This is a genomic window from Microbacterium sp. JC 701, assembly GCF_021026215.1.
GTDB classification, from domain to species: Bacteria; Actinomycetota; Actinomycetes; order Actinomycetales; family Microbacteriaceae; genus Microbacterium; species Microbacterium algihabitans.
Map to the genome: position 1 here is coordinate 37,537 of NZ_JAJNCV010000005.1, position 22,231 is coordinate 59,767.

21 protein-coding genes and 1 tRNA gene are annotated in these 22,231 nt (G+C 70.3%); 12 read left to right on the forward strand and 10 right to left on the reverse strand.

Going from position 1 to position 22,231, the window contains the following annotated elements; translation table 11 throughout:
* Positions 1 to 44: 44 nt before the first annotated feature.
* From LPW41_RS15695 to LPW41_RS15705, 3 genes are all read left to right on the forward strand, one after another.
* Positions 45 to 2,234, forward strand: a complete 2,190-nt coding sequence (locus LPW41_RS15695) for a thiamine pyrophosphate-dependent enzyme (RefSeq protein ID WP_230705358.1) — start codon at positions 45 to 47, stop codon at positions 2,232 to 2,234.
* Positions 2,234 to 3,631, forward strand: a complete 1,398-nt coding sequence (locus LPW41_RS15700; protein WP_154097486.1) for a 2-oxo acid dehydrogenase subunit E2 — start codon at positions 2,234 to 2,236, stop codon at positions 3,629 to 3,631. The genes LPW41_RS15695 and LPW41_RS15700 overlap by 1 nt, the downstream gene beginning before the upstream one ends.
* 129 nt (positions 3,632 to 3,760) lie before the next feature.
* Entirely contained in the window at positions 3,761 to 4,402 is a 642-nt protein-coding gene (locus LPW41_RS15705; RefSeq protein ID WP_154097487.1) for an NAD(P)-dependent oxidoreductase, read from the forward strand.
* Between the two features lie 79 nt (positions 4,403 to 4,481).
* Here the strand turns inward: LPW41_RS15705 and LPW41_RS15710 are convergent, their stop codons facing one another.
* Together LPW41_RS15710 and LPW41_RS15715 are read right to left on the reverse strand one after the other, a co-directional pair.
* Entirely contained in the window at positions 4,482 to 5,804 is a 1,323-nt protein-coding gene (locus LPW41_RS15710) for a DUF4032 domain-containing protein (RefSeq protein WP_154097488.1), read from the reverse strand.
* Between the two features lie 78 nt (positions 5,805 to 5,882).
* Entirely contained in the window at positions 5,883 to 6,986 is a 1,104-nt protein-coding gene (locus tag LPW41_RS15715) for an ABC transporter ATP-binding protein (RefSeq protein ID WP_144833896.1), read from the reverse strand.
* A gap of 212 nt (positions 6,987 to 7,198) precedes the next feature.
* Between LPW41_RS15715 and LPW41_RS15720 the strand changes: the two genes are divergently transcribed.
* From LPW41_RS15720 to LPW41_RS15730, 3 genes are all read left to right on the forward strand, one after another.
* Positions 7,199 to 8,170: a thioredoxin domain-containing protein gene (locus LPW41_RS15720; RefSeq protein WP_230705359.1), complete on the forward strand. Its 972-nt coding sequence runs from the start codon at positions 7,199 to 7,201 to the stop codon at positions 8,168 to 8,170.
* Positions 8,171 to 8,212: 42 nt separating this feature from the next.
* Entirely contained in the window at positions 8,213 to 8,590 is a 378-nt protein-coding gene (locus tag LPW41_RS15725; RefSeq protein WP_144833900.1) for a hypothetical protein, read from the forward strand.
* A 61-nt stretch (positions 8,591 to 8,651) separates the two neighbouring features.
* Positions 8,652 to 8,724, forward strand: a tRNA-Thr gene (locus LPW41_RS15730).
* 55 nt (positions 8,725 to 8,779) lie between these two features.
* Here LPW41_RS15730 and LPW41_RS15735 read toward each other — a convergent pair.
* The 3 genes from LPW41_RS15735 to LPW41_RS15745 all read right to left on the reverse strand — a co-directional run bounded on the left by LPW41_RS15735 (position 8,780) and on the right by LPW41_RS15745 (position 11,503).
* On the reverse strand, positions 8,780 to 9,253 hold the full coding sequence (locus LPW41_RS15735; protein ID WP_144833902.1) for a nucleoside deaminase: 474 nt from the start codon (positions 9,251 to 9,253) through the stop codon (positions 8,780 to 8,782).
* A gap of 69 nt (positions 9,254 to 9,322) precedes the next feature.
* On the reverse strand, positions 9,323 to 9,604 hold the full coding sequence (locus LPW41_RS15740; protein WP_230705360.1) for a hypothetical protein: 282 nt from the start codon (positions 9,602 to 9,604) through the stop codon (positions 9,323 to 9,325).
* 9 nt (positions 9,605 to 9,613) lie between these two features.
* A complete protein-coding gene (locus LPW41_RS15745) occupies positions 9,614 to 11,503 on the reverse strand; it encodes an amylosucrase (protein ID WP_230705361.1) in 1,890 nt (629 codons plus the stop codon).
* A 102-nt stretch (positions 11,504 to 11,605) separates the two neighbouring features.
* Between LPW41_RS15745 and LPW41_RS15750 the strand changes: the two genes are divergently transcribed.
* Positions 11,606 to 12,583: a DMT family transporter gene (locus LPW41_RS15750; protein WP_230705362.1), complete on the forward strand. Its 978-nt coding sequence runs from the start codon at positions 11,606 to 11,608 to the stop codon at positions 12,581 to 12,583.
* 60 nt (positions 12,584 to 12,643) lie between these two features.
* Here LPW41_RS15750 and LPW41_RS15755 read toward each other — a convergent pair whose 3' ends face one another.
* Together LPW41_RS15755 and msrB are read right to left on the reverse strand one after the other, a co-directional pair.
* Positions 12,644 to 13,213, reverse strand: a complete 570-nt coding sequence (locus tag LPW41_RS15755) for a nitroreductase family protein (RefSeq protein ID WP_230705363.1) — start codon at positions 13,211 to 13,213, stop codon at positions 12,644 to 12,646.
* The gene (msrB, locus tag LPW41_RS15760) at positions 13,210 to 13,641 is read right to left on the reverse strand and encodes a peptide-methionine (R)-S-oxide reductase MsrB (protein ID WP_144833910.1); all 432 of its coding nucleotides are present in this window, start codon (positions 13,639 to 13,641) and stop codon (positions 13,210 to 13,212) included. Before msrB ends, LPW41_RS15755 begins: the two co-directional genes overlap by 4 nt.
* A gap of 72 nt (positions 13,642 to 13,713) precedes the next feature.
* Here msrB and LPW41_RS15765 point away from each other — a divergent pair, with 72 nt between their 5' ends.
* The 5 genes from LPW41_RS15765 to groL all read left to right on the forward strand — a co-directional run bounded on the left by LPW41_RS15765 (position 13,714) and on the right by groL (position 17,736).
* Positions 13,714 to 14,703, forward strand: coding sequence for a DUF2332 domain-containing protein (locus tag LPW41_RS15765; RefSeq protein WP_144833912.1), 990 nt, complete (start codon positions 13,714 to 13,716; stop codon positions 14,701 to 14,703).
* Positions 14,704 to 14,712: 9 nt separating this feature from the next.
* Positions 14,713 to 14,967, forward strand: coding sequence for a DUF3263 domain-containing protein (locus LPW41_RS15770; RefSeq protein WP_144833914.1), 255 nt, complete (start codon positions 14,713 to 14,715; stop codon positions 14,965 to 14,967).
* A 35-nt stretch (positions 14,968 to 15,002) separates the two neighbouring features.
* Positions 15,003 to 15,602, forward strand: coding sequence for a LytR C-terminal domain-containing protein (locus LPW41_RS15775; protein ID WP_144833916.1), 600 nt, complete (start codon positions 15,003 to 15,005; stop codon positions 15,600 to 15,602).
* Positions 15,603 to 15,746: 144 nt separating this feature from the next.
* Positions 15,747 to 15,947: a cold-shock protein gene (locus tag LPW41_RS15780; protein ID WP_144833918.1), complete on the forward strand. Its 201-nt coding sequence runs from the start codon at positions 15,747 to 15,749 to the stop codon at positions 15,945 to 15,947.
* Positions 15,948 to 16,116: 169 nt separating this feature from the next.
* The gene (groL, locus tag LPW41_RS15785) at positions 16,117 to 17,736 is read left to right on the forward strand and encodes a chaperonin GroEL (RefSeq protein WP_144833920.1); all 1,620 of its coding nucleotides are present in this window, start codon (positions 16,117 to 16,119) and stop codon (positions 17,734 to 17,736) included.
* A gap of 224 nt (positions 17,737 to 17,960) precedes the next feature.
* Here groL and LPW41_RS15790 read toward each other — a convergent pair whose 3' ends face one another.
* From LPW41_RS15790 to LPW41_RS15800, 3 genes are all read right to left on the reverse strand, one after another.
* Positions 17,961 to 19,631 (reverse strand): cell wall metabolism sensor histidine kinase WalK, encoded by a 1,671-nt coding sequence (locus LPW41_RS15790; protein ID WP_186325539.1) that lies wholly within the window; start codon positions 19,629 to 19,631, stop codon positions 17,961 to 17,963.
* Between the two features lie 137 nt (positions 19,632 to 19,768).
* Entirely contained in the window at positions 19,769 to 20,461 is a 693-nt protein-coding gene (locus LPW41_RS15795; RefSeq protein WP_055838218.1) for a response regulator transcription factor, read from the reverse strand.
* A 69-nt stretch (positions 20,462 to 20,530) separates the two neighbouring features.
* On the reverse strand, positions 20,531 to 22,180 hold the full coding sequence (locus LPW41_RS15800; RefSeq protein WP_144833922.1) for a DNA repair helicase XPB: 1,650 nt from the start codon (positions 22,178 to 22,180) through the stop codon (positions 20,531 to 20,533).
* Positions 22,181 to 22,231: the final 51 nt, after the last annotated feature.

Here is a 22,231-nt window from a genome sequence, read left to right on the forward strand (position 1 = left end):
TGAACATTCTGTATAGACAGACGCAACGACGCGTGAGGAGCGACATGGCCAAGCGGAAGAGGCTGACCACCGGTGTCGAGTGGGTGCAGCTCGAGACGACGCCCGCCGACTGGAAGGCGGCCGACCCGGCCCTGCTGGGCACGATGCTCGGTCAGCTCCACCTCATCCGGGCGTTCGAGGAGGCGGTCCTCGACCTCGCCGGCGCCGGCCTCGTGCACGGCCCCGCGCACTCCAGCATCGGCCAGGAGGGCGGAGCGGTCGGCTCGATCGTCGGCATGCGGTCGACGGATGCCGTGAACGGCTCGCACCGCGGACACCACCAGTTCCTCGCCAAGACCCTGACCCACGTGTCGAACGGAGTGCTCGATCCGAGCGCCCTCGTCACCCCCGACGTGCAGACCCTGCTGGACCGCACGCTGTCCGAGATCCTCGGCTTGGCGTCGGGCTTCTCGGGCGGTCGCGGCGGCTCGATGCACCTGCAGTGGCTCGAGGCGGGGGCCCTCGGCACGAACGCCATCGTGGGCGGAGGTGCGCCGCTCGCCACCGGTCACGCGTGGGCGCAGAAGCACGCCGGCGCCACCGACGTCTCGGTCAACTACTTCGGCGACGGCTCGAGCCAGATCGGGTCGGTGCTCGAGTCGATGAACCTCGCCTCGACCTGGAAGCTCCCGGTCGCCTTCTTCATCGAGAACAACCTCTACGCCGTCTCGACGCGCGCCGACGAGGCCAGCGCCGACACCCGCTTCTCGGTGCGCGGGCAGGGCTTCTCGATCCCCGCCTGGCGCGTCGACGGAATGGATCCCCTCGCCGTGCACCTGGCCATGGGCGAGGCGTTCGAGCGCATGCGCTCCGGTGAGGGGCCCGCGGTCGTCGAGGCCGAGGTGTACCGCTTCTTCCACCAGAACGGCCCGTACCCGGGGAGCGCCTTCGGCTACCGCACCAAAGACGAGGAGGGGCAGTGGCGCGCGCGCGATCCGCTGGAGCGGGTCGCGAGCGAGATGCGACGCCTCGGGCAGCTCGACGAGGCCGAGGCGGCCGCCGTCCGCGAGCAGGCGGTCACCGCCGTCGCGCAGTCGGTCGCCGCGATCGTCGAGGCCGACCCCGATCGCCCCGGTCGCCGCCGCATCCGCCCCGAACTCTGGCCCGATCCCGCCGTGGTCGACACGGGCATCCGCGGCGACGCCTCCGAACTGGCCGACCTCACGGCGACCGAGCCGAGCGACTGGTCGGGGCCGTGGCGCGAGGCCAAGTTCGTCGAGGCCGTCGCCCAGACGATGGACCGGCGGATGCAGACCGACCCGCGCATCATCGTGCTCGGCGAAGACGTGCACCGCCTCGGCGGCGGAACCAACGGGGCGACGAAGGGACTCGCCGAGAAGTACGGCCCCGATCGCGTGATCGGAACGCCCATCAGCGAGAACGGGTTCTTCGGCGCCGCCGGCGGCATCGCGATGGACGGCCGCTTCCGGCCGGTCGTGGAGTTCATGTACCCCGACTTCATGTGGGTGGCAGCCGATCAGGTGTTCAACCAGGTCGGCAAGGCGCGCCACATGTTCGGTGACAACAACACCATGCCTCTCGTTCTGCGCACCAAGGTCGCGATGGGGTCGGGCTACGGCTCGCAGCACCTCATGGACCCCGCGGGCGTCTTCGCCACGCAGGCCGGGTGGCGCATCGTCGCGGCCTCGACCGCCGCGGACTACGTGGGACTCATGAACGCCGCGCTCGCCCTCGAAGATCCGGTGCTCGTCATCGAGCACGTCGACCTGTACGGCACGCCCGACCGCGTGCCCGACACCGACCTCGACTACATCATTCCGCCCGGAAGCGCGGCCGTCCGCCGCGAGGGAGAAGACGTGACGGTGCTGACCTACCTGTCGATGGTAGGACACACCCTCGAGGCGGTCGAGCAGACGGGGGTGGATGCCGAGGTGATCGACCTGCGCTGGCTCGACCGCGCGTCGCTGGACTGGGAGACGATCGGCGAGAGCATCCGCAAGACCAATGCCGTCCTCATCGTCGAGCAGGGCTCGCGCGGTCCATCGTACGGCGGGTGGCTCTCGGACGAGATCCAACGGCGCTTCTTCGACTGGTTGGACCAGCCCGTCGAACGCGTGACCGGAGGCGAGGCGAGTCCCAGCATCTCGCGGGTGCTCGAGAGGGCGGCCATCGCCCGCACCGAAGAGGTCGCCGCGGGTCTGGAACGCGTGCGCGCGGCAGGGGGGATGAACTGATGGCCATCGTCGTCCGCATGCCCGAGATCGCCACGGGGGCCGCCGAGGCCGCCATCCAGAGCTGGCTCGTCGAGGTCGGGAACCCCGTCCGCGCGGGTCAGGCGCTCGTCGAGATCGAGACCGAGAAGGCCGTCGTCGACTACGAGGCCGAGCGCTCCGGCGTGCTCGCCGGCATCCTGCTCGCGGCGGGGGAGGCCGCGGCCGTCGGCGTGCCGATCGCCGTGCTCGCCGAGGAGGGCGAGAGCGTCGATGTCGCGCTCGCCGCCGTCGGCGGCTCCTCCGCGACGGATGCTGTTCCCGCCGACGACCAGAGCGAGGAGACGGATGCCGCCGCCGCGGCCCCCCGCGTGCCCGCCGTGCCCGCCCGCGGTGCCGACGAGGTCATCGCCGCCGCGCCCGAGGAAGCGGCATCCGCCCCCTCCGCTCCCGCGACGCCCCCGACCGCTCCCGCCCCCCACGCGGCTCCGATCGCAGCCCCCGCGGGGGAGGAGCAGCGACTCTTCGCCTCGCCTCTCGTGCGGCGTCTCGCCGGCGAACGGGGCATCGACCTGCGCGACGTGCCCGGCTCCGGCCCGCGCGGCCGCATCGTGCGCCGTGACCTCGACGCGTACGTCCCTCCCGCCGCCGCGGGGGTCGACGAAGCGGCCCCGAGCGCGTCCGTTCCCGTCGCCGCGCCCGCCGGAAACCCCGCGGAGAGCACGGACCCCGCCGGCGCCGCCTACGAGGACGTGCCCCACACCGGCATGCGCCGCGCGATCGCCCGACGTCTCACGGAGTCGAAAGCGACGGTCCCGCATTTCTACCTGCAGGCCGACTGCCGGGTGGACGAGTTGCTCGCCCTCCGCGCCCGCATCAACGACGGACGCAGCTCGCGCATCTCGGTGAACGATCTCGTGGTGAAGGCCGTCGCGGGAGCCCTCCGCGACGTGCCGGAGGCAAACGCGATCTGGACCGACGACGCCACGCGCCGCTTCACCTCGGCCGACATCGCCGTCGCGGTGTCGGTGCCGGGCGGGCTGTCGACGCCGGTGGTCCGGGGCGCCGATCGCCTCTCGGTGTCGGAACTCGCCGCCACCGTGCGCGACCTCGCCGAGCGGGCGCGCGCCGGCACGCTCAAGCAGCGCGAGATCGAGGGCGGGTCGTTCTCGGTGTCGAACCTCGGGATGTACGGCACCACCGCGTTCTCGGCGATCATCAACCCGCCGCACGCGGGGATCCTGGCCGTCGGCGCGGCGACGAAGCGTCCCGTCGTCGACGACGACGGCGAGCTGGCGGTGGCGACGGTCATGTCGGTCACCCTGTCGGCGGACCACCGCGTTCTCGACGGGGAGCTCGCCGCCCGCTGGCTCGCGGCGTTCGTCGCCCGCATCGAGAACCCGCTGCAGATCCTGCTCTGAGGCCCCGCGCCGAGGATTCTCCTCCGAAAGCGCGCCGAACACCCCGGGTCGCGTTGCCCGCACGGTGAGATCACGGCACGCTGGGTCGAGGACGAGGTCTCGTCCCTTGGACTCACGAAAGGAACGCCCATGCCCCGCATCGCCGTCATTGGAGGCACCGGCTACGCCGGCAGCAACATCGTGACCGAGGCCGTCCGCCGTGGTCACACGGTCGTCTCGGTCGCGCGCACGGTTCCCGCTGAGCGCGTCGAGGGCGCCACCTACATCGAGGGCACCGTGCTCGACGTCCCCGGCCTGGTGGCGGAGCTCGAGGGCGTCGACGTGGTCGTCTCGGCCGTCGCCCCGCGCGGCGACATGGAGGGCAAACTGCGTCCCGCGGTCGCCGAGCTCGTCGCGGCCCTGCCGGAGAACGTGCGCATCGGGGTCGTCGGAGGGGCGGGCGGATCGCTCGTCGCCGAGGGCGGGCCGCGCCTGATCGACACCGACGGCTTCGCCGAGGAGTACAAGCCCGAGGCGCGCGAGGCCATCGGCATCCTCGAAGACCTCGAGGCCGACGACACCGGACGCGACTGGTTCTACGTGCACCCCGCGGGCGGCTTCGGCGCCTGGGCCCCGGGCGAGCGCACCGGCTCGTACCGTGACGGCGGCGCCGTGCTCGTCACCGACGACGAGGGCAACTCCTTCATCGGCGGCGCGGACTTCGCCGTCGCCGTCGTCGACGAGATCGAGAACCCGAAGCACTCGCGCGAGCGTTTCACCGTCGGGTACTGACCCGCGGAACATCGAGGCCGCGGCATCCGGATCAGCTTCCGGATGCCGCGGCCCCGGTCGTTCTGCGGTGCGTGGTCCGTCAGACCAGGTCTCGCCAATCGACCAGGTCGGTGTCGGTGGTCGGCACCTCGCCCGTCGACGGGGCGTCGGCGTCCGACACCGTCGGGATCGACAGCGTGTCGGTGGGAGGCCCCATCACGGTGGCCTCGTCGCGGCGGTGACGCAGCACGTCGTCGATGTACGAGCTGACCACCTCGGCCAGCGGCACCGACCGGCCCCGCGCCTGCGACATGTACCAGCGGTGCTCGAGTACCTGGTGGAACACCTCGGCGGGCTCCAGCTTGGCGCGCAGGTCCCAGGGGATGGCCATGACGATCGGCTCGAACACGCGGGTGAGCCACTCGTGCGCGACCATCTCCTCGTCGGCGCCGAGACGCGAGACGCGGGCGCGGAACTCGTCGAGGTCGTTCAGCAGACGACGAGCCTGGTTCTCTTCGACGTCGAGTCCGGTGAGCCGCAGCAGACGACGCTGGTGGTGACCGGCATCCACCACCTTCGGCTGGATCGACACCCGGGTGCCATCGCTCGCGGTGCGGATCGACATCTCGCCGATGTCGAAGCCGAGGGCGTTCAGACGGTGCACGCGCTCGGTGATGCGCCACGACTCGTCGACGCCGAAGGACTCCTTGTCGGTGAGCGCGCCCCACAGCGAGTGGTACGACGACACGAGGCCGTCGGCGACCGCGACCGCGTCGACCCCGCCCTCGAGGCGTCCGCCGGCTTCGAGGTCCATGATCTCGCCCGCGATGTTGATGCGCGCGATGTCGAGGTCGTGGGCGCGCTGGCCGGGGGTCAGTCGGTTGCCGTGCAGCTCGCCCGTCTCGGCGTCGACGAGGTAGGCCGCGAACTCGCCCGCGTCACGGCGGAAGAGCGTGTTCGACAGCGAGACGTCGCCCCAGTAGAAGCCGACGTTGTGCAGACGCACGAGCAGCACCGCGAGGGCGTCGACGAGACGCGTGGCGGTGTGGGGGCGCAGCACCTGGGTGAACAGGGCGCGGTAGGGGAGCGAGAAGCGCAGGTGCGCCGTCACGAGCGCCGCGGGAAGCGGGCGACCCGAGGCGTCGGTGCGCCCGGCGATGACGGCGACGCGGTCGACGCACGGGGCGTCGAGGCGATCGAGGTTGCCGAGCATGTCGTACTCGCGACGGGCCATCTCCTCGGTCGTCTCTTTGATCGCGACGACCCGCCCCGAGAGGTTGGCGAAGCGCACGAGGTGACGCGAGATGCCCTTCGGCAGGGCGACGATGTGGCTGCTGGGCCAGTCGGCGAGACCGGTCGACCAGGGGAGTTGCAGAAGCCCCGGGTCGACGGTGCTGGCGGTGATGCTGAGCGATTCGGACACGGATGCCTCCGGGAAATGAGGCGGCGCGCCCCCGCCCGAGAAGATCGGGATCGGGGACGCGCCGCGTCGGTGCGTGGGTCAGGCCGAAGCGATGGCCCGGTCGGTCAGGCGCTCGCCCGACTCGAGGTCGAACACGTGGATGTGTCCGGGGACCGGGGCCAGCACGACCGTCTCGCCCGCGTTGGGGTGACGGCGACCGTCGACGCGCGCGACCAGGTCGGTGCGCTTGCCGTTGATCTCGGTGTGGCCGTAGAGGTAGCCGTCGGCGCCGAGCTCCTCGACGAGGTCGACGACGACCGTGAGGCCGCGGCCGTCGGCCGGGGCGACCTGGATGTCTTCGGGGCGCACGCCGATGGTGACCTCGGAGCCGTTGGCCTTGCCGATGGTGTCGGCCTCGATGGGAACGACCAGGTTGCCGAACTGCACGCCGCCCTCGGCCAGGTCGGCCGTGAACAGGTTCATCGCGGGCGAGCCGATGAAGCCGGCCACGAAGACGTTCTTGGGGGTCTCGTACAGGTCGCGCGGGGTGCCGACCTGCTGGAGCAGGCCGTCCTTGAGCACGGCGATGCGGTCGCCCATGGTGAGCGCCTCGGTCTGGTCGTGGGTGACGTAGACCGTGGTGACGCCGAGGCGACGCTGCAGCGACGCGATCTGGGTGCGCGTCTGCACGCGGAGCTTGGCGTCGAGGTTCGACAGCGGCTCGTCCATGAGGAAGACCTGGGGCTGACGGACGATGGCGCGGCCCATGGCGACGCGCTGACGCTGACCACCCGAGAGGGCCTTGGGCTTGCGGGTCAGGTACTGCTCGAGGTCGAGCAGCTTGGCGGCCTCGAGCACGCGGGCGGCGCGCTCTTCCTTGCCGACGCCGGCGATCTTGAGCGCGAAGCCCATGTTCTCGGCCACGGTCATGTGCGGGTACAGCGCGTAGTTCTGGAAGACCATCGCGATGTCGCGGTCCTTGGGCGGGACGTCGGTGACGTCGCGGTCGCCGATGAGGATGCGGCCGGAGTTGACCTCTTCGAGGCCGGCGAGCATGCGCAGCGACGTGGACTTGCCGCAGCCGGAGGGGCCGACGAGAACGAGGAACTCGCCGTCTGCGACGTCGAGGTTGAGCTTGTCGACCGCGGGGCGGGTTCCGCCCGGGTACAGACGGGTTGCGTTGTCGAAGGTGACGGACGCCATGTTTTCTTCTCCTTCACCGGCAGGTACGTGCCGGACGATCCGTAGTGAATGGAATGAACGGGGGCGACCCCGTGCGCCCGACGTTGGACGCAGGGTCAGTATCGCACGTGTCTGGTCATTTCTCAGCCAGCCTGGCTACCATCGATGGGCGGTCGCCCCACCCGCGCGGCCCCCCTGATTTCGTGCGGCGTCGTCCGCGCCCGGAAGGTTTCATGTCCCACGACCAGTCCCCGAACGTGCCCGCCGAACGCGATCGTCGCGAGGCGGTGCGCGAGAAGGCGCAGCAGGTCAAGGCGAAGCAGACGCGGTGGCGCATCGCCCGTCGCTCGCTGATCGGCATCGGCGCCGTCGCGGTCATCGCCGTCGGCGCGGTCGGAGTCTCGCTGGCCCTCAACTCGCGCGAGGCGCGGTCGCAGGCCCTCCCCGATGCGGCGAACGAAGACGGCTTCGTCGTCACGAGCGCCTCGGCGGTCGAAGACCCCCTCGCCGACCAGACCGTCGACGGCAGCGCCGCGAGCATGTCGGCGCAGGCCGCGCCCACCGCCGAGCCCTCCGCGGCGGCGACCCCCGAGCCCACCGGCACCGCCGCCCCCGTCGACATCCGCGTGTACGTCGACTACATGTCGACCGAGGCGCGCGAGTTCCAGACGGCCAACGCCGGGCAGCTGTCGAAGTGGGTCACCGACAAGGCCGCGACGCTGACGTACTACCCGGTCGCGATGCTCACCTCGAAGTCGAACGGCACCAAGTACAGCCTGCGCGCCGCCGGCGCCGCCGCGTGCGTGGCCACGCACTCGTCGGACCGCTTCTTCGCCTTCAACCACGAGCTGCTCACCAATCAGCCCGCGGTCGACTCCGACGGCTACAGCGACCAGCAGCTGGCCGACATGGCGCAGGGCGCGGGCGTGAGCGACATCGCCACGGTGCGCGAGTGCATCGAAGACGAGACCTACACCGCGTGGGCCAAGGCGGCGACCGACCGTGCCATCAAAGGCCTGCCCGGAACCGACGGCCAGGCGCTGACCGCCACGCCCACCGTGCTGGTGAACGGCACCGAGTACGTCGGAAACATGGACGACCCGAAGGAGTTCGCGCAGTTCGTGCTCACGGTCGACAGCAACGCGTACTACTCGACGGCGACGCCGACTCCGTCGGCAACGCCGTCAGCGGCCCCGGCGGGCTGACAGATCCCTCCCAAAGACGTGGACGTATGGGATTCTGTACGTATGAACGATGAGCTCGAGGACTCCCCGCCGCGGCGGTCCCGTGATCAGCTGAATGCGTGGGTGGCGGAGTTCCGCGAGCAGGGTCATTTGTTCGCGGGTCAGCTCAAGGTCGTCGAGCAAGAAGACGCCGACAGCCAGGACACCGGCCTCGTGGTGATGAACCTGATGAACGCCAAGGCGTCGATCTACATGCAGCCGACGGGCTACGACGAGCCCCTCTGGGAGGCGACGCTCACCTCGCGTCCCGATGATCTGACGCTGACCCCGCACGAGATGGCCAGCCTCGCCGCCGAACTCGTGGTCGCGGGCAACCTGTGCTCGTTCCTGCAGTGGAAGTCGCTCGAGTGGGACCGCGAGAGCGGGACGCACCGCTCCTGACCCGTCAGGAACGGCGCGTCCGCCGTTCTAGACTCGTCGATCGAGATGCTCTGCGTCTCACGCCGGCTTGGCGCAATTGGTAGCGCACCGTACTTGTAATACGGGGGTTGCAGGTTCAAGTCCTGTAGCCGGCACCTCTCTCCAGACGTCCGTCCCGGATGCCGCGGGCTCAGGCGCTTCCGCGCCCGCCTACGACGCGTGCCGAGCCGTCCACTCCCGGAACGGCGCCGTCGCGTCGTCGACCGCGACCTGCTCGCTCTCGAGTGCGCGCTCCGACACGGGCTTCGCATACTCGTCGTAGAAGGTGGCGAGCGTCATGAGACGGTTGCCGTCCTCGTAGTGCTCGCCCTCTTCTTCGCGGGTGACGGCGAAGAAGAGCCGGTCCGGCTGCGCGTAGTAGACGGCCCCCAGGCACATGGGGCAGGGGTAGGCCGTGACATACATGTCGTGGCCCGAGAGGTCGCTGATCCCCTTCTCGGCGGCGGCGCGGATGGCGCGGATCTCGGCGTGCGCCGTCGGGTCGCCCTCCTGGGCGACGTGGTTGACGGCTTCGACGACGATCTCGCCGTCCTTGACGATGAGGCACGCGAACGGCTTGCCGCCGGCGTCGACGTTCTCCTTCGCGCGCGAGATGGTCAGTGCCGAGAGTTGCTGGTGGTTCATGGCTCGACGCTAGGCGAGCGCCTCCCGTGCGGACCGGGGTGTGCCGTCGGGCCGGTTCGTGCTACCGCGTCACGAGAACGTCCGTGCGAGCGCGACGAGGAAGAGGAACCCCGACGACACCGTCACGAGGCCGGCCAGAAGGGCGCCCGCGATGCCCGCCCAGCGCAGCGGACCCGGCCGCGTACCCGCCTCCCAGGCGAACATCAACGCCGCGACGCCGACCACCAGCATCACCAGGGCGCCGAGCAGGCCGGCGGGGGCCCACACGGCGGTCGAGAGCGCGACGACACCGGCCACGAACGCGAGCACGTGCCGCGGGTGGGTGCCCGGAGGGGGTTCGTCGGATCCCACGTGAATCCGTCAGCGCAGGCGCACGCGCAGCCATCGCACGCCGTGCGGGGCGAGCGTGAGACCCGCACCGAGCCACACGGGGTGCACCGCGACCAGATCGAGCGCCTCGGGCGCGAGCCCCGACAGCGTGACGGCGTCGATCTCGGCGGGGGAGTCGGCGACGTTCGCCAGCACGAGCACCGCGAAGCCGACGTCGCCCGGGCGCAGGAAGGCGACGACGGATGCCACGTGCGTGTCGAACGCGACGAGCTCGTTGCCCGCGAATTCCGGCGTCGACCGGCGCACCTCGGTCAACCGCGTGAGGCGCGCGTACACGCGACCGGCGACGGTGTCGGCATCCGTCCGCTCCGCGTACCTCTCGGCGGGGCGGTGCGGTCGGTGCACCCAGCGGCTGTCGCCGGCCTCTTCCGCGCGCTCGGCGTAGGAGTAGTCGTTGAGCTGTGCGACCTCGTCGCCCAGGTAGAGCAGCGGGATTCCGCCCGTCGACAGGGCGAGCGCGTGCGCGAGGATCACGCGGTCCTCCCCTCCCGCGTCGCCGGCCTCGATGCCCGCGAGCGAGGCCGTGGTGCCGGTCACCCGGGCGTCGCCGGTGCGCGGGTTCTCCTGGAACGGCACGCCGCGGGCGAAGGAGCCCTCGGCCCGGCCCACGTAGAAGTCGTTGAGGAAGCGGCGATGCGGGTACCCGTCGATGCCGAGCTCGGCGGCATCCTCGTCGGCGAAGGTCCAGCCGATGTCGTCGTGACTGCGCACGTAGTTCACCCACGCGGTGCCCGCCGGCAGGGCGTGGCGGCGTTCGAGCGCCTGCTGCAGCAGACGGCCGTCACGGGTGGCGAGCGCCTCCCAGGTCAGCGCCATCTGCAGCGGGTTGTACGAGATCTGGCATTCGTCGGGCGAGATGTACGACACCACCTCGTCGGGGTGCACGATCGCCTCGGATTTGAACAACATGCCCGGGGCGGCCATGCGCAGCACCGCGTTGAACGCCTGCAGCAGCAGGTGCGCCTCGGGGAGAGACTCGCAGGCCGTGCCGAGCTGCTTCCAGATGAAGGCCACGGCATCCATCCGCAGGATCTCCACGCCCTGGTTGGCGAGGAAGAGCATCTCGCCGGCCATCGCCTCGAAGACGGCCGGGTTGGCGTAGTTGAGATCCCACTGGAAGTGGTAGAACGTCGCCCAGATCCAGCGGCCGTCGTCGAGCTGTACGAAAGAGCCGGGGTGGTCGTCGGGGAAGATCTCGCGCGTCGTCCGCTCGTAGGCGTCGGGCATCTCGCGGTCGGGGAAGATCAGGTAGAAGTCCTCGTACCCCGCCTCGCCCGCGATGGCCTTCTGCGCCCACTCGTGCTCGTTGCTGGTGTGGTTGAAGATGAAGTCGACGACGAGCGAGATGCCCGCCCGCCGCAGGTCGGCGGCCAGCTCGGCGAGCTCTTCCATCGTGCCGAGCTTCGGGTTCACGCGGCGGTAGCTCGACACGGCGTAGCCGCCGTCGCTGTTGCCTTCGGGACTGTCGAACAGCGGCATGAGGTGCAGGTAGGTCAAGCCGAGTTCGCGGAAGTACGGGATCGAATCCCGGATGCCGCTGAGCCCGCCCGCGTAGCGATCGACGTAGCAGACCCCTCCGAGCATGCGCTCGTTCTCGAACCAGTCGGGGTCGCTCGCACGTTCGCGATCGAGCGCCTTGAGCGCACGCGGTCGCGAGACCCACGAGCGTCGCGCCAGATCGACGATCGACGCGAGGCGCTCGAAGCCGTCGGGGCGGTCGCCGTACAGGCGCACGAACAGCTCGTGCAGGCGCGGGAGGTGCAGTTCGGCGCCCGCGAGGAACTCGCGTTCGGCCTGCGCGTCGGTGAGGGAGGAGAGGATCCGCGCGACGTCGTGGGATCCGGAGTGCAGCTGTGTCACGAGCAAAGCCTGACGCATGATCGGCCCTGCGGGCGACACCGCCGCGGAGCGATGGGCGCCGAGGCGGCCCTGCGGGGCCCGCCCCGGCCCGTACGATCGACGATGGCTCCCGAGCGGGAGCGCGGAGGGAGAGCGGTGTCGGAGCGCGGATCGGTCGGCATCGCCGTCGCCGGAGCGGTGCTCATCGGCGCCCTCACGGCCCTGCAGGCGCGCATCAACGGTTCGCTCGGCGCCGAGGTCGGCGACGGCATCGTCGCGGCGGCGATCTCGTTCAGCTCGGGCCTGGTCATCCTCATCGCCCTGTCGCTGATCGTGCCGGAAGGGCGCCGCGGTTTCGGGCGACTGGTCGCCGGCATCCGGTCGCGTTCCGTGCCGCCGTGGATGCTGCTCGGCGGGCTCGCGGGGGCGTTCACCGTCGCCAGCCAGGGCCTCACGGTCGCCACCATCGGCGTCGCCCTGTTCACGGTCGGCTTCGTCGCCGGTCAGACCACGGGCGGTCTCGTGCTCGATCGCGTCGGCTTCGGCCCGGCCGGTGTCGTGCCGGTGACCGTGCGCCGCGTGGTCGGCGCCGTCCTCGCGATCGCCGGCGTCGTGGTGTGCCTGTCGGGAGACGCCCTCGGCGGCGTGCCGCTGTGGATGCTGATCGTCCCCGCGGTCGCCGGTGCCGGCGTCGCCTGGCAGCAGGGGACGAACGGCCGCCTGCGCGTGCGCGTGGCGAGCCCGCTGACGGCGACCCTGGTGAACTTCATCGGCGGAACGGTCGTGCTGGTGATCGCCGCCCTCGTCCACGTCGGCGTCGTCGGGGCGCCGCGCGCGATCCCCACCGCGCCGTGGCTCTACGTGGGAGGGGCGGTCGGGGTCGTCTACATCTTCTTGTCGGCGGTGGTCGTGCGCCGCACCGGCGTGCTGCTGCTCGGACTCGGATCCGTCGTCGGCCTGCTGTCGACCTCGGTGCTGCTCGACGCCCTCTGGCCCGCGCCCGCCGCCCCCTCGACCCCGGTCGCCCTGCTCGCGGCGGTCGTCGCGATCGCGGGTGTCGTGGTGGCGGCCGTGCCGTGGCGGCGGCGTCGACGCACCTGATCGGTCCCGGCGCACACGACGACGCCGCCGGCCGGAGCCGACGGCGTCGTGGGGATCACCTCAGAGGCGGGTCTCGTCGAGCGTTCGACGCTTCTTGCCTCCGGGCATGCGCGAGAGGTGCTTCGCGGCATCCACCGTCTTGCGGCGCACGGGGCGCGAGCGCTGCGGCTTGCCCCCGACGTAGAGCCACCCCAGCAGCACCTCGCCCTTGGCGAGACCGTGCGCTTTGGCGAGCACCTTGCTGCGGGTGTTGTCGTCGGTGCGCCAGAACACGCCGAAGCCCGCCTCGTCGAGCACGAGGCTCAGCATGTGGGCGACTCCGGATGCCACGGCCTCCTGCTCCCACGCGGGGATCTTCTTCGAGCTGAGATCGGCGACGACCGCGATGATCAGCGGGGCGCGGCGGGGCTTCGACGAGAGCCCCTTCTTGCCGTCGGCCTTGTTGAGCGCGCGCGCGAGCACGTCGCGGTCGGTTCCCCGGATCTCGATGAGGCGCCAGGGCCGCAGGGTCTTGTGGTCGGCGACGCGACCTGCCGCGGCGACGAACGCCTCGAGCTCGGGTCCGGTCGGGGCGAGGTCGGTGACTTTCGACCACGACCGGCGGTCGCGCATGGCTTCGAGCGCGCTCATGCTCCGTCAGCGGGGGTGTCGGTGGGGGAGTCGGCGGGGGTGAAGTTCAGCGAGAGCGAGTTCATGCAGTAGCGGTCGCCGGTGGGCGTGCCGAACCCGTCGGGGAAGACGTGGCCCAGGTGCGAGCCGCAGTTCGCGCAGCGGACCTCGGTGCGCTGCATGCCGTGGCTGTTGTCGTCGATGAGCTCGACGGCCTCGGGGCGCACCGACTCGTAGAAGCTCGGCCATCCGCAGTGCGAGTCGAACTTGGTGCCGCTCTGGAACAGCTCGTTGCCGCACGCGGCACAGGTGTAGAAACCGGCGCGGCTCTCGTCGAGCAGCTCACCGGTCCAGGCGCGCTCGGTGCCCGCCTGGCGCAGCACGGCGTACTGCTCGGGGCTGAGCTCGGCGCGCCACTGGTCGTCGGACTTGTCGACGGCGTAGGTCATGGGGTTCTCTCCTTCGTCTCCTCCATTCTCCCCTGGGCGCGGGCGATCGGGTCGAGCTGGGATGATCGGGGAGTGGATCCGGATGCCGTGACGACGACCGTCGCCCGCTACGGGCGCTTCGCGCGAGACGAGGCCCCCGGCCGCTCGGCGGTCTACGAGGCGTGGGCGCAGCGGGTCGTCGACGACCCCGCGGTCGCGTCCGCTCTGGCGCGGATCCCCGAGACGCGCCGGCAACCGCCGCTCGTCTTCGCGGTACTGCGTCTTCTCGGAGCGCCCCTCGACGACGTCGACGCGTGGGCGCGGTGGGTCGTCGCGAACGCCGACGAGGTGGCGGCCGAATGCGCGCGGCGCAGCGTGCAGACGAACGAGCCGCTGCGGTGCGCTGCTCTGCTCCCCGCGCTCTCGCTCATCGACGGCCCGATCGCGTTGCTGGAGGTGGGGGCGAGCGCGGGTCTGTGCCTCTACCCCGACCGCTACGCGTACCGCTACCGCCGGGGTTCCGAGACGATCGCCCTGGATCCGACCGATGGTGCGGGCACCGTCACGCTCGAGAGCGAGCTGACGGGCTCGCCCGACCTACGGATGCCGCAGATCGTGTGGCGCGCGGGCATCGACCTGAACCCCCTCGACGCGCGCGACGACGGCGACCGCGCCTGGCTGACCGGCCTCGTGTGGCCAGGGGAGGAGGGGCGTCGAGAGCGCATCGTGGGAGCGCTGGACGTCGCCGCGGCCGACCCGCCCCTGCTCGTCGCCGGCGACGGGGCCGCGGCGCTGCCCGCGCTCGCCGCTCGGGCTCCGCGCGATGCCACGCTCGTCGTGACGACGCCCGGGGTGCTCGCCCACGTTCCGCGAGCCCATCGCGGGGAGGTGATCGCCGCGGCCCGCGCCGCCGGGCGGTGGATCACCCTCGACGACCCCGGGCTTCACGATGCCTGGTCGCAGCCCCCGCGTGTCACCCGCGGCGGCTTCGCCCTCGCCCTCGACGGCGACGTCGTCGCGGAGGTCGATCCGCTCGGGGCGTGGGTGGCGTGGCATCCGGGATCGCAGGGCGCCCCGCAGTAACGTCGAGGCGTGCCTCTGACCGACCGTGATCTCGCGTTCCTCGCCTTCGAGGGTGAGTGGAGACGCCACGCGGGTGCGAAGGAGGAGGCGATCCGCGCGGAATTCGACCTGACGCCCGCGCGGTACTACCAACTGCTCGGTCGTCTCATCGACACCCCCGAGGCTCTCGCCCACGACCCGATGCTGGTGCGTCGTCTGCGCCGCCGTCGCGATGAGGCCGCGGACCGCCACCGGGCACGCCTCGGGCGTACCGCGTCTCGCTGAGAAGACCCGAAAACTCCGACCGGTAGCATCGTCGAATGGCCAGATCGACCTTCCCGCGGGATCGCTTCGACGACCTGCCGGACGCCTCCGGCCGCGTCGGGGCGCACCGCGCCGAGAGTCCGCGTTCGCGCGGCTGGATCGTGTTCCTGTGGGCGGCCATCGCCACCCTCGTGCTGATCATCGCGGGCGTCTTCGCCACGCTCGTCCTGTCGGGACGCCTGTCGTTCGGCGACGCCGACGCCCCCGCGCCCGTCATCTCCGCCGAGCCCACCACGCCGTCGGTGATCGACACCTCGTACACGGTCGTCGTGCTCAACGGCACCCCGCAGGACGGTCTGGCCGCGTCGCTGCGCGAGCAGATCGTCGCCGCCGGATGGTCGGGCGACGACGTCGAGACGGGCAACTCCGACACCACCGACTTCGCCACCACCACCGTCTACTACAAGGGCGAGGCCGACGCCGCCGCGGCGGAGGGGCTCGCCCAGACCATCGGCGGAGCGCAGACCGCCCAGAGCGACTTCCTGCAGCCGGCCGACGACCCCGGCACCCCCGACGACGAGAGCGCGGTCAAGCGTCTCATCGTCGTGATCGGCCTCGACCGGGCCGGCGGCGCCACGCCCGCACCCACGGGCTGATCGCTGCGAGCGAGCCCCCGCGAGCCGCGTGTTTCCGCGGCGTAACAACTTGGGGGCACGCGCGTCAACAATGCCCGCGAACCCCCTCGCGGCGGTAGCCGGCGTGCTTACGATGACCTCGTCGTACAGCAACAGGAGATTCGCATGACCCAGGGCACTGTCAAATGGTTCAACGCCGAGAAGGGCTTCGGCTTCATCACCGTCGCTGACGGGCAGGACGTCTTCGTCCATTACTCGAGCATCGAGATGTCGGGCTTCCGCGTCCTCGAGGAGGGACAGGCCGTCGAATTCACCGTCGGCAACGGGCAGAAGGGCCCGCAGGCGGAGTCCGTGCGCCTGGCCTGACCGCTGCATCGAACGCCGTGGCATCCGCACTCCGGATGCCACGGCGTTCGTCGTTCCACGGGGGTCCGGTGGCTTGCACTCCCCAGGGGCGAGTGCCAGAATGAATTAGCACTCGCATTCGTCGAGTGCCAAATCTGGAAGTCACCCGTCCGGGAGGGACGACACACTTATGGCAAAGATCATCGCTTTCGACGAAGAGGCCCGACGCGGTCTCGAGCGCGGCCTCAACACGCTGGCCGACGCCGTCAAGGTGACCCTGGGCCCCCGCGGTCGCAACGTCGTGCTCGAGAAGAAGTGGGGCGCCCCCACGATCACGAACGACGGCGTCTCGATCGCCAAGGAGATCGAGCTCGACGACCCGTACGAGAAGATCGGCGCCGAGCTGGTCAAGGAGGTCGCCAAGAAGACCGACGACGTCGCGGGTGACGGCACCACCACCGCCACCGTTCTCGCCCAGGCGCTCGTGCGCGAGGGCCTGCGCAACGTCGCGGCCGGCGCCGACCCCATCTCGCTCAAGAAGGGCATCGAGAAGGCCGTCAAGGCCGTCACCGACGAGCTGCTCGCCTCCGCCAAGGAGGTCGAGTCCAAGGAGCAGATCGCCGCCACCGCGTCGATCTCCGCCGCCGACCCCGCGATCGGCGAGCTCATCGCCGAGGCCATCGACAAGGTGGGCAAGGAAGGCGTCGTCACCGTCGAGGAGTCGAACACCTTCGGCACCGAGCTCGAGCTCACCGAGGGCATGCGCTTCGACAAGGGGTACATCAACCCCTACTTCGTCACCGACCCCGAGCGTCAGGAAGCGGTCTTCGAAGACCCGTACATCCTGATCGCGAACCAGAAGATCTCCAACATCAAGGACCTTCTGCCGATCGTCGACAAGGTGATCCAGGAGGGCAAGGAGCTCCTCATCATCGCCGAGGACGTCGAGGGCGAAGCCCTCGCGACGCTCGTGCTCAACAAGATCCGCGGCATCTTCAAGTCGGTCGCCGTCAAGGCTCCCGGCTTCGGCGACCGTCGCAAGGCGCAGCTGCAGGACATCGCGATCCTCACCGGCGGCCAGGTCATCACCGAAGAGGTGGGCCTCAAGCTCGAGAACGCGACCGTCGACCTGCTCGGCCGTGCCCGCAAGGTCATCATCACCAAGGACGAGACCACGATCGTCGAGGGTGCCGGTGAGTCGGAGCTGATCGAGGGTCGCGTGACCCAGATCCGCCGCGAGATCGAGAACACCGACAGCGACTACGACCGCGAGAAGCTCCAGGAGCGCCTCGCGAAGCTCGCCGGTGGCGTCGCCGTCATCAAGGCCGGAGCCGCGACCGAGGTCGAGCTCAAGGAGCGCAAGCACCGCATCGAAGACGCCGTGCGCAACGCCAAGGCCGCTGTGGAAGAGGGGGTCGTCGCCGGTGGTGGCGTCGCGCTCATCCAGGCCGGCAAGAACGCTCTCGGCAACCTGAACCTCGTCGGTGACGAGGCCACGGGTGCCAACATCGTTCGCGTCGCCATCGAGGCCCCGCTCAAGCAGATCGCGCTCAACGCCGGTCTCGAGCCCGGTGTCGTGGCGAACAAGGTCGCCGAGCTCCCCGTGGGCCACGGCCTCAACGCCGCGACCGGTGAGTACGGTGACCTGTTCGCACAGGGCATCATCGACCCGGCCAAGGTGACCCGCTCGGCGCTTCAGAACGCCGCGTCGATCGCAGGTCTGTTCCTCACGACCGAGGTCGTCGTCGCCGACAAGCCCGAGAAGGCCGCCGCTCCCGCGGGCGACCCGACCGGTGGCATGGACTTCTGATCCACGCTGACGCCTGAGAACGCCCCCTCCTCCGGGAGGGGGCGTTCTTCGTTGCCGGGCCGGATCCGCCGGGAGTCGACCGGGCATGGAGGCCACCGACCTCGTGCCGTGGGCCGACGGAGAAGTCCGCTCCCTGGCTGCGGTTCACCCGGAGCTCGGCTCGCCAGGTATCGGGGCGCTGCGGATCTGCTCAGCCGGACCTGGCGCTGAGAGCGCGTCGGGAGTCAGGCGTCGGGATCGGGCCGGTAGTCCTCGGGGAGACGCTCGAGGGGCTGCGTCTCGATCAGCGCGTGCTCCTCGACGTCGCGTCGGTCGGCGAGGGGGAGCGAGACGCGGAAGGTCGCACCCCCGCCGGGGGTGTCGACGACCTCGACCGTGCCGTGCAGCAGGTCGACGATCGACGCGACGATCGACAGGCCGAGCCCCGAGCCTCCGGTCTCGCGCGTGCGCGAGGTGTCGGCGCGCCAGAAGCGCTGGAAGATCTGCTCGCGGATCTGCTCGGGAACGCCCTCGCCGTGATCGATGATCTCGATCCACCCCATGTCGCTCTCGGCATCCACCCCCACACGCAGGCCGATGGGGGAGTCGTCGGCGGTGAACCGGCGGGCATTGCCGAGGAGGTTCGCGACCACCTGGCGCACCTTGTTCTCGTCGCCCAGCACGATGGGGGCCAGACGCGGGGTCGCGCGCAGCAGACCCGCACCGGGCGCGGCCGCGGGGGTCTCTCCCGTGTTCGTCGCCGGGTCGGACGCGTCCTTGGACCGGCGGCGGAGGCGCGAGAGCGTCGCGCCCGCGATCGCCATCGCCGAGGTCGGGGGCGCCGCGCGGCGACGGCTGGCCGCGGTCGAGGGGCGACCGCCGGCATCGAGCAGCGGATCGAGGGTGATGGTCGGCAGCACCAACTCGCCTCGAGAGGTCGTGTCGTCGACCGTCACCTCGCGCTGCGGAGAGGTGACGCGCAGGTCGAGGGCGGCGTCGCGCGCGATGGGGCGCAGGTCGAGCTCGGTGATGGAGACGTCGCGACGCTCGTCGAGGCGGGCGAGGGCCAGCAGGTCTTCCACGAGGGCGCCCATGCGGATCGCCTCCTTCTCGATGCGCTCCATCGACTGGGCCACGTCTTCGTCGGAGCGGATCGCCCCCATGCGGTACAGCTCGGCGTAGCCGCGCATGGTGACCAGCGGCGTGCGCAGTTCGTGACTGGCGTCGCCGATGAACCGGCGCATCTGGCGGACCGTCGCGTCGCGCTGGCCGATGGCGCCGTCGATGCGGGCGAGCATCGCGTTGATCGCGGTCTTGAGTCGACCCACCTCGGTGTCGGGCACGATGTCGGTGAGGCGCTGGCTGAAGTCACCGGCGGCGATGTCCATCGCGGTCGTCTCGACCTGGCGCAGGTTGCGGAACGCGAGGGTGACCAGCAGACGCGTCAGCAACGCGGTCGCGATGAGGATGAGCAGGGCGACGAACGCGTAGATGCCCAGGTAGGCCGCCACGATCCGATCGGTCGGCGCGAGGGGTTGGATGACCATCTGCGTGTAGACGCCGGGATTGCCCTGCGGCTGCAGCACCCCGACGCGCGCGAGGAAGTGCTGCCCCGAGGTGGGGTCTTCGAGCTCGATCCGTTTGTCGATCTGCAGGTAGGTCTGCTCGAGCGTGAAGGTCTGCGGGATGTCGGGCAGCGACGTCGATGCGGTCCCGTTGTAGAAGGCCTCGCGCTGGCCGTCGGGGCCGTAGACGACGACCATCGAACCGATCTGCGGGGCGTTGTCGACCTGCGAGAACACCGTCTGCCCGTCGACCGACGCCGTGGTGAAGATGCTGTTGGCGATGCTTCCCGCCGCCTGTTGCGCGAGCTGCTCGTCGAGGTTGTTCACCAGGGTCGTGCGCAGGAACACCATCGTGCCGATGCCCGCGGTGAACAGGCCGATGGCGAGGAGCGCGACGGTGACGCCGGTGACCTTGGTGCGCAGACTCAGGCCGCGCCACCAGCGCGTGAGGGAATCGTCGGAGTGCGACAGGGGGCGATGCCTTCCGCTCAGGCGGTCTTGCCCGACTTCAGCATGTAGCCGAAGCCGCGCTTGGTCTGGATGAGCGGCTCCGAGGAATGCGGATCGATCTTGCGACGCAGATACGAGATGTAGCTCTCGACGATGCCCGCGTCGCCGTTGAAGTCGTACTCCCACACGTGGTCGAGGATCTGGGCCTTCGACAGCACGCGGTTGGGGTTCAGCATGAGGTAGCGCAGCAGCTTGAACTCGGTGGGGCTCAGGTCGATCGAGACGTCGCCGACGCTGACGTCGTGCGTGTCCTGGTCCATCGTCAGCTCACCCGTGCGGATGATCGACTCCTCGTCGGCCTGCATCGTGCGGCGCAGGATCGCCTGGATGCGGGCGACGATCTCGTCGAGGCTGAACGGCTTGGTGACGTAGTCGTCGCCTCCCGCGTTCAGGCCCATGATCTTGTCTTCCGTTTCGTCCTTGGCGGTGAGGAAGAGGATCGGCGCGGTGTAGCCGGCGCCCCGGAGCCGCTTGGTGACGCTGAAGCCGTTCATGTCGGGCAGCATCACGTCGAGCACGATGAGGTCGGGTTCTTCTTCGAGCACGGCCGAGATCGTCTGCGCGCCGTTGGCCACGGCTCGCACCTGGAAACCGGCGAAGCGCAGGCTCGTGATGAGCAGGTCGCGGATGTTCGGTTCGTCGTCGACGACGAGGATGCGAGGAGCTGTCATGCCCTCATTATCGTGATCCCACCCAGCAAAGTGCTGGATATGGCTCGGAAAGCCGCACCCTGGTATGTCTCAGGCGGCTGCGGCGTCGATTCCGTCGGCGTCGAGGATCGTGTACGCGTATCCCTGCTCGGCGAGGAAGCGCTGGCGGTTCTGCGCGAAATCCTGGTCGACCGTGTCGCGGGCGATGAGCGTGTAGAAGCTCGCGGTGTGGTTCGACTGCTTGGGGCGCAGCAGTCGACCGAGGCGCTGCGCCTCTTCTTGACGCGAGCCGAACGACCCCGACACCTGGATGGCGACGGAGGCCTCGGGCAGGTCGACCGAGAAGTTCGCGACCTTCGAGACCACCAGCAGCGGGATGCTGCCGTCGCGGAAGCCCTGGAACAGCTCCTCGCGCTCGGGGATCGGGGTCGCGCCGGTGATCTGCGGAGCACCGAGGGCCTGCGCCAGCTCGTCGATCTGATCGAGGTACTGACCGATCACGAGCACACGCTCACCCGGATGCCGCTGCACGAGCCGACGCGCGACCTCGATCTTCGCGGGTGCCGTGGCGGCGAGGCGATAGCGGTCCTCGTCGGCGGCGGCGGCGTATTCGAGCCGTTCGTCGGCGGGGAGGTCGATGCGCACCTCGTAGCAGGCGGCGGGGGAGATGAAGCCCTGGGCCTCGATCTCCTTCCACGGCGCGTCGAACCGCTTGGGGCCGATGAGGCTGAACACGTCGCCTTCGCGACCGTCTTCGCGCACGAGCGTCGCGGTGAGGCCGAGCCGTCGGCGCGCCTGCAGGTCGGCGGTGAGCTTGAACACCGGTGCGGGCAGCAGGTGCACCTCGTCGTACAGGACGAGGCCCCAGTCGAGCGCATCGAGCAGCGCGAGGTGGGCGTACTTTCCGCCGCGCTTGGCGGTGAGGATCTGGTAGGTCGCGATGGTGACCGGCTTGATCTCCTTGACCTGGCCGGAGTACTCGCCGATCTCCTCGGGCGTCAGACTGGTGCGCCGCAGCAACTCGTCGCGCCACTGGCGCGCGCTGACGGTGTTGGTCACCAGGATCAGCGTGGTCGTGCGCGTGTCGGCCATGGCCCCGGCGCCCACGAGCGTCTTGCCCGCGCCGCAGGGGAGCACGACGACGCCGGACCCGCCCTCGGAGAACGACTCGACCGCCTGGCGTTGGTAGGGGCGCAGGCTCCAGCCGTCTTCGGCGAGATCGATCGGGTGGGGCGTGCCAGGGGTGTAGCCCGCGAGGTCTTCGGCGGGCCAGCCGATCTTGAGCAGTTCCTGCTTGATGTGACCGCGCGCCCAGGCGTCGACGAGGAAGGTGTCGGGGCTGGGGTGCCCGATCAGCAGAGGAGCGATGCGCTTGTTGCGCGAGACCTCGCTGAGCACCGCGGCATCCGTCGACCGGAGCACGAGCGCACCCTCGTCGTTGCGTTCGATCACGAGGCGGCCGTACCTGTTGACGGTCTCGCGGATGTCGGTGCTGACCGAGGCGGGCACCGGGAAGCGCGACCAGGTGTCGAGGGTCGCGAGCATCGCGTCGGCGTCGTGGCCGGCGGCGCGGGCGTTCCACAGTCCTAGGCGCGTGATGCGGTAGGTGTGGATGTGCTCGGGCGCGCGTTCGAGTTCGGCGAACACCGCCAGCTCGTGCCGCGCCGTTTCCGCCTGAGGGTGAGCCACCTCGAGGAGCACGGTGCGGTCGCTTTGCACGATGAGAGGACCGTCAGCCATAACGTTCGATCCTACCGGGGTCGGGCGACACCGGGCCGACCGCGCACGCCG

Bases quoted from the DNA above. Each gene is read 5' to 3' on its own strand.
- LPW41_RS15695 (WP_230705358.1), top strand. From the start codon at position 45: ATGGCCAAGCGGAAGAGGCTGACCACCGGTGTCGAGTGGGTGCAGCTC.
- LPW41_RS15700 (WP_154097486.1), top strand. From the start codon at position 2,234: ATGGCCATCGTCGTCCGCATGCCCGAGATCGCCACGGGGGCCGCCGAG.
- LPW41_RS15705 (WP_154097487.1), top strand. From the start codon at position 3,761: ATGCCCCGCATCGCCGTCATTGGAGGCACCGGCTACGCCGGCAGCAAC.
- LPW41_RS15715 (WP_144833896.1), bottom strand. From the start codon at position 6,986: ATGGCGTCCGTCACCTTCGACAACGCAACCCGTCTGTACCCGGGCGGA.
- LPW41_RS15720 (WP_230705359.1), top strand. From the start codon at position 7,199: ATGTCCCACGACCAGTCCCCGAACGTGCCCGCCGAACGCGATCGTCGC.
- LPW41_RS15725 (WP_144833900.1), top strand. From the start codon at position 8,213: ATGAACGATGAGCTCGAGGACTCCCCGCCGCGGCGGTCCCGTGATCAG.
- LPW41_RS15735 (WP_144833902.1), bottom strand. From the start codon at position 9,253: ATGAACCACCAGCAACTCTCGGCACTGACCATCTCGCGCGCGAAGGAG.
- LPW41_RS15750 (WP_230705362.1), top strand. From the start codon at position 11,606: ATGGCTCCCGAGCGGGAGCGCGGAGGGAGAGCGGTGTCGGAGCGCGGA.
- LPW41_RS15755 (WP_230705363.1), bottom strand. From the start codon at position 13,213: ATGAGCGCGCTCGAAGCCATGCGCGACCGCCGGTCGTGGTCGAAAGTC.
- msrB (WP_144833910.1), bottom strand. From the start codon at position 13,641: ATGACCTACGCCGTCGACAAGTCCGACGACCAGTGGCGCGCCGAGCTC.
- LPW41_RS15775 (WP_144833916.1), top strand. From the start codon at position 15,003: ATGGCCAGATCGACCTTCCCGCGGGATCGCTTCGACGACCTGCCGGAC.
- LPW41_RS15780 (WP_144833918.1), top strand. From the start codon at position 15,747: ATGACCCAGGGCACTGTCAAATGGTTCAACGCCGAGAAGGGCTTCGGC.
- groL (WP_144833920.1), top strand. From the start codon at position 16,117: ATGGCAAAGATCATCGCTTTCGACGAAGAGGCCCGACGCGGTCTCGAG.
- LPW41_RS15790 (WP_186325539.1), bottom strand. From the start codon at position 19,631: ATGGTGTTCCTGCGCACGACCCTGGTGAACAACCTCGACGAGCAGCTC.
- LPW41_RS15795 (WP_055838218.1), bottom strand. From the start codon at position 20,461: ATGACAGCTCCTCGCATCCTCGTCGTCGACGACGAACCGAACATCCGC.
- LPW41_RS15800 (WP_144833922.1), bottom strand. From the start codon at position 22,180: ATGGCTGACGGTCCTCTCATCGTGCAAAGCGACCGCACCGTGCTCCTC.